At 45.8% G+C, this 6107-nt stretch carries 7 protein-coding genes; all 7 read left to right on the top strand.

The window, feature by feature from the left end:
* The coding region (locus H5300_RS17230; protein ID WP_182796496.1) for an EAL domain-containing protein at window positions 1–1503 on the top strand (1503 nt) is incomplete at its 5' end.
* Window positions 1504–2219: 716 nt separating this feature from the next.
* Window positions 2220–2591, top strand: a complete 372-nt coding sequence (locus H5300_RS17225; protein ID WP_182796495.1) for a hypothetical protein — start codon at window positions 2220–2222, stop codon at window positions 2589–2591.
* A 170-nt stretch (window positions 2592–2761) separates the two neighbouring features.
* The gene (locus H5300_RS17220) at window positions 2762–3064 is read left to right on the top strand and encodes a type IV conjugative transfer system pilin TraA (protein ID WP_132714361.1); all 303 of its coding nucleotides are present in this window, start codon (window positions 2762–2764) and stop codon (window positions 3062–3064) included.
* Window positions 3065–3105: 41 nt separating this feature from the next.
* The gene (traL, locus tag H5300_RS17215) at window positions 3106–3411 is read left to right on the top strand and encodes a type IV conjugative transfer system protein TraL (protein WP_016800278.1); all 306 of its coding nucleotides are present in this window, start codon (window positions 3106–3108) and stop codon (window positions 3409–3411) included.
* Complete coding sequence (traE, locus tag H5300_RS17210; RefSeq protein ID WP_016800277.1) at window positions 3411–3971, top strand: type IV conjugative transfer system protein TraE; 561 nt, start codon at window positions 3411–3413, stop codon at window positions 3969–3971. The genes traL and traE overlap by 1 nt, the downstream gene beginning before the upstream one ends.
* Window positions 3968–4693, top strand: coding sequence for a type-F conjugative transfer system secretin TraK (gene traK / locus H5300_RS17205; protein ID WP_182796494.1), 726 nt, complete (start codon window positions 3968–3970; stop codon window positions 4691–4693). Before traE ends, traK begins: the two co-directional genes overlap by 4 nt.
* On the top strand, window positions 4690–6102 hold the full coding sequence (locus H5300_RS17200; RefSeq protein WP_145568555.1) for a TraB/VirB10 family protein: 1413 nt from the start codon (window positions 4690–4692) through the stop codon (window positions 6100–6102). Before traK ends, H5300_RS17200 begins: the two co-directional genes overlap by 4 nt.
* Window positions 6103–6107: the final 5 nt, after the last annotated feature.

The raw sequence follows: 6107 nt of genomic DNA, 5'->3' as shown, positions 1-6107 counted from the left end.
ATGTTATTGGCCCTGTTGTTTAGCTTATTGGCTTCATTAGCAACCAGTCTTTATCAAGTTCATAATGAAATTAAGCATGACGTCGACTACCTCGATCAAATCGTTTCTGTTGCGATTAAATATGGGCTTGAAAAACCCATTCTTTCTGAGGCCAGCGTCGCTAGCGGTGAATGCTCCACTGACACTATAGAGCAGTTAGAGAAGCTTTATGTGTCGCATCTACTTATGTCGATACCCATCGTTAATCTTGATAAGCAGAAACCTTATACCTATTGCTCTCCTTTCGGCGTTGAGCAATTTGAACAACGTAATTTTAAGAACTTACTCAGTACACAATTAAAAGGGGAAATGTGGCGTTTAGCGATTTATTCTCTCTCCACAACCCCAAAACATCCCCCCTATTTATACGGTTCGAATGGACAATATGGCTTCCTCTTTCCATTACGCACGGAATACCTTTTTCTTGAAAATGATTTAGACCATCAACGCTCTATTCGTTTATCTTTACCAAAAGAAAATTACACTATCCTTGAAATAGGCAGTTTGCCCAATGCTGATCGCCTGTACTCGAACTCAGTTGCTTCAAACTATCTTCCTCTTACCTTTGAATCCTCCGTCTCTGCCTCACGAGTGCTTTCGAAGTTTAAGCAAAACTTGTGGCCGGTCACCACTTTACTCTTTATGATTTCACTCACCATTCTTTGGTTATGTGTTTCCTATTGGCACGCAAAAAAAGAAATTGCTCTTCAAAAAGCGGTTCGAGACGCCCAGTTTTTCCCCTATTATCAACCCATTGTAGACGCACAAACAGGTAAAATGCTCGGTGTCGAAGCTTTACTCCGATGGCTTCCCTCTGATGGCCGCGTCATAGAACCAAGCAAGTTCATCCATTATCTAGAGCAAAGTGGGGATATCATTCCAACAACAGAAAATCTCATTACAACCATTTACCGCGACTTATCGTCTTTGATGAGTCAAAACGCTGAGTTTTATTGCAGTGTCAACATCACTCCTCTGCACCTACAAAATGACGATTTTTACCACTATTTAAAGCGGTTTCAGCACGACTACTCAAAACTGACGCTTGAATTGACAGAACGCCAACCGATTGAAAATTTGGCGTTTGCCAGTCAGCGCCTCGCCTTACTCAAAACATTAGGACTTAAAATAAGCCTTGATGATGCAGGTACCGGTTATGGCGGAAACTCCTATTTGCATTATTTCGATATTGACACTATCAAAATAGACAAAATGTTTACACGCTCCATTGATGAAGGAAAATCCGCTGTTCTCGATGGGTATATTAAAATGGCTAAGCAGTTAGAAATGAATCTAGTAGCGGAAGGGGTTGAAAATAAGCTTGAAGCTAACGGGCTTTTATTAAGAGGCGTCTTTCAACATCAAGGTTACTATTACGCTAAACCTATGTCGATTGAAGATCTCCATCGCTGGGCTTTAGATTATGGTTATACTCACGAGCGGGTTAGTGAGGCGCTCAGCTAAAAACATCACGGAGCTTACCTTAGTCAACAACGAAAAGATGCTCTTACTAATACTCGTGGTTTAGCCTATTTGAGTCCATAAAACGAACACGTCGGGAGTAAAGAAGATAACCACACTCTTTGCTCATTTGTGGCATCACTTACTTAAAGTGGTCCACCAAGGTCCCCTTGTGGGATAACGAACCATTCCCGCCTTACACATCAGAACATGTACGTCAGAAAACCCTTTTGGCCCGTTCTTTCACGATAGGTCGAAAACCAAGTCCCTTGTGCGTTGCTGATGCTTTCAAACATTGTCATCCCCATTGATGTTGATTCATACTGACTACGTTGATATCGCAGTCTTTGAGATCAAAGTCGAAAAACACATTCGTCGGCTTTTTATTCCATCTGCATACCAACACCCGCATCACCGTAAGAGTGGCTGCCTTCACTATTGCAAAAAGCGCCGCAGATGGGCGCAGGCCTGCGTAATATGCCTAAAAAGTTCAGGAGCCTTATCTGGGGCGACGTCCAAGGCTGTTTTTCTACTCAATTAAGCATGCTGGTTGAGTGGTTCAACAGAGTTACTTGGGAATACCAGACACCACACCCTTTGGGTGTGCGTATTCTACTACAAGAATGCACAAGCCAGTTTGTAGCACGGCTCTTGAGAGAGAGCCCATTGTTTTGTTCTTTTAAAAGAGCAAAACAATGTCCTTAAAAGGAGTTTGAATAATGCAAATTGTATACGGATATTGTCGTAAAAATGAGGCGGGGAATTTATTGGACCGCTTTGTTAAACAAGGGGATTTTGTCAGCTTCAAAGAACTGGGCTCGGTCGGGCGTGAATACATGGCATTTGCTGCTTTGTTGCCTTTTACTGACCGCCTCCCCTTTCCTTTCTATTGGAAGGGTGTTCATTTCGTTTCGGTTCAAAAACACACTCAATCGGTCCGTCAACTCACGCCACCACCATCAAAAAATGCTCGCAAAAAACATTATCGTAAACTCAAGAACACGATCATGACCCCTCAAAATTGGAAACAACACGTCAGTCGCAATCGCGGTTTGAAGTATGTAAACGCTTCCTTGTCGCCTTTAATGTAATCAAGAAGCGCCATGGGGCTCAACGGCAACATCTTAACTCATACGGCTTAAAGCCTGCCCAAAAGTCTGACGAACAACGTCCATTTTTCAATCCACCAGATGCACGACACCCCTTTTGATAAAGGCGGTGCGACGTCGTGCACCTTTTATCTACATTCAAAGGTAACCAAATGAAAAATAAAACATCACGCTTTCACTGCCCTCTCACGTATTGGCGTCACTTTTGTACGCTACTGGCCGTCTACTTTGCCTGTGCATCACCGGCTTACGCCGATGACCTCTTTGCCAGTGGTAAAGATACCGTAACCAACACGGTCGGAACGGGGTCTTCTGGCGAATTCTACATTCTGGTGGCAGGCCTGATTGGCGGCATCATCGTGGGCATCATGCAAAAGAACTGGGTGGGTGGCATCATCGGGTTTTTCGTTGGCGTGGTGTTTTGGGAAGTTGGTAAAGGGTTTGTAGGCTTATAAATCACATAAGGAGAGCGCGAAACTATTCGCCTTATTTCACCATGGATCATCAAGACAAACAAACCCTCTTCGCTTTTCCAAACTACTTACAAACCGACGTCAAAATAGTCGGATTTCCAATCGATGAAATACTCCCTTCTATCTTGTTGTTTTTGATGTTGTTCAACATCAATCGGTTGGTCGCGGTCGCCGTGTGTATCGGCTTTTTCCTCACCATTCGCAGCTTAAAAGTCCGACACGGCCCCAAATTCATCATTCACTTCATCCACTGGTATGGGGATGACACAGCGAATAAAACCATTTTTAAACGCACGCCCCCCGCCACAAAAAAATATTGGATTTACTGATGCTCAATGAACATAACGGCGAGGCGCTTAAAGCGGCTCGCTTTATCAATTACGTCCTCACCGCGGTGGTGTTGATCACCGCCTTAGGAACCGCTGGGTTGAGTTTTGCTTTATTAAGCCAAAACCAAGCGGAAAAGCGCACCTTCGTGCCACCTCATATCGACCGAGCGTTTACGATCTCAAGCGATGCGGTTGATGAAGCGTATCTTTCTATGATGGCCGATTGGTGGATACACCTAAAATTTAATGTCACGCCCTCTAACGTTAAACGTCAATTCAACTTACTCATTACCTACGTGCCGCCTAAATACTGGAGCGGCTTACAAGACAAGTTGATGCGAGAAGCCGAATTTATCATCGAGAACGACGTCACCAGTTTTTTTGAAGTTGACACGCTGTCTATCAACCTGAATGAAATGAAAATACGGGTCAAAGGCACGCTCAACAAAACCATCGCGGGGCGCACACTTGACCCTGAGCCCGTGACGTATCTACTCCAAGCCGATTACTCAAGTGGCTTGATTGAACTTCACACCATCGCCCAAGAGATACCGTTATGAAAATACGCTTGATTTATGCTTTTTTTGGTTTGTTGTTACCCATCATGAGCCACGCCCATACGATTGACGCAAAGACCTACTATTTTGAGCAAAATGATACCATTGTGTTGCCCTTATCCTCGGTCAACACCAACCGTTTAGTAGTGAAAGACGACAAGATATTAAACCTTCATTGCCCTAGAGGGTTTTGTCTCGCCAAAGCCAATCAACGAGACCAATCGGGCTCTATTACCGTCAAACTCAACATCGCCTTGCCTTTTACCGCGCACGTCACCACAGAGAAAGGTCAAAATTTCTCGCTTTTTATCAACCCTAAAGCCGTCCCTGCGGTGGTGAATGAGTTTATTCCGCTTCGCTCTACTGCAGAGAAAAGTGTCTTTGAAAAAGATCTCGAATACCCTTTGGCCTTGGGGCAACTCACCAAACAAATGATACAATGGCAGCGTTCAAAGACGCCTATCCCAGGGTTTCGTGTCCATCCGATTGACCCCGAAACCCTCCCCAAAGACACGTCGCCACTGGCCATTATTCCGCAGACCCTTTTTGTAGGCCGCCCCTTCTCAGGGCTTATTTATCAAGTTAAAAACCAATCCAATGACACCGTCACTCTGACCGAAGCGCAATTTTACAGTTACGCCAGTCGGAGCGCCTCACTTGACCGTTATACCTTACCCCCAGGTGAATCTACACATCTGTACATCATCACAGGAGGTCGCGAATGAAACGATTGAAACAGTGGCTTTTTAGAGAGTCAGACTTAGAGGATGGAGTGCTCGCCAATGACCAAAGTAAGCAGCGTAACCAAATACTCAGCCTGTTAGCCGTTGCGCTCTTAGTCGCAGTTTTTTTTGCGTTTAAAGCCTTTAAACAACCTCGAACCTCGCTAGATACTGCGAAAGAAGTCGTTGAGTCAGCCCCCAATTTTGGGGAAATCATTACTGATGATTTTACCGACAAAGACAACCGCTCAGCCTTGACCTTACAAGGTCAAGACATTGAAGACGTCAAAGAGAAGATGGAAAACCTCAATCGAGACGTCGATCGTTTGATGACGAGCAACGAAAATACGATTTCGCAAATGAAGAAAGAGAACGAGATCTTACGCGAGGAATTACGCCAACATCAAGAAGCGCAACGCACCATCGCCTTGCCATCAACCCAATCGCTACCCTCAAAGGAAGCCGGTCACCTCACCGTCATGGGAGAGCCTGCGCCGTTTGGCTCGCGCCCACTTCCTCCCAAACCTTTGCCCTCTTACGCCACTAATGATCTGCAAAAAGAGAGCTTTCAATACAGCAAAGCCGATAAGGCCTCGTTTGATGACCAAGGGCAAGCGTTTGACTCGTTTGATTTTTTTTGGACAGCCTCCTCAGAGTCAGCGTACCAACGAACCGTCGACAATTACGTCCCGTCAGGCACCTTTGTGACCGCCAAAATCACCGGTGGCGCCGATGCCAATGCCGGGGCGTTCGGCCAAAGTGATACCGCCCCCATCGTGTTTCAAACCGTGCATGAAGGCGTGTTGCCCAATGGAGAAAAGAGCCACCTCAAAGACTGCACCATCATTGGGAGCGTGTACGGTGACCTTTCTTCCAATCGCGGCGTGGCGCGCACTCACACCCTCAGCTGCATTCGGGACGGTCGAATTTTAGATATCCCCGTTCAAGGCACCGTCTTTAACTTTGGGCGCAATGGCATCCGTGGCACCTCGATTTTACGTAACGGCAAAATCGTCCAAATGGCGGGGATCTCAGGCATCTTAACCGGACTGGGTGAGACCGGGGCGGGCTTGGCCAGCACCACCTCAACCTCAGCGCTTGGCTCAACGTCGAGCCTCAACAGCAAGGATGTGGGATTAAGTTTATTGGGCAATGCCACCTCGGACGTGGGGAGTAAGCTTTCGGATTACTACATTGCCTTAGCCGAGTTATATCACCCCTTCATCGAAATCAATCCAGGGGGCATCGTGAATATCGTCTTTACGAAAGGGTTCCCTCTGGATGATGAGGAAGCGATCAAACGCTATGTTGATCATCAGACAAAAGAGCAAGAGCAAGCAAAACCAGACACCCTTTTAGAAACCATCACACTCAACCCTCTCGCGGCAGAAGTTAACCAACAATTAAATTAAGGTCG

The organism is Vibrio sp. SG41-7 (genome assembly GCF_014164465.1).
GTDB lineage: Bacteria > Pseudomonadota > Gammaproteobacteria > Enterobacterales > Vibrionaceae > Vibrio > Vibrio splendidus.
Note: the sequence above shows the minus strand (reverse complement) of the source record. Positions and strands in the feature narration are given on the sequence as shown.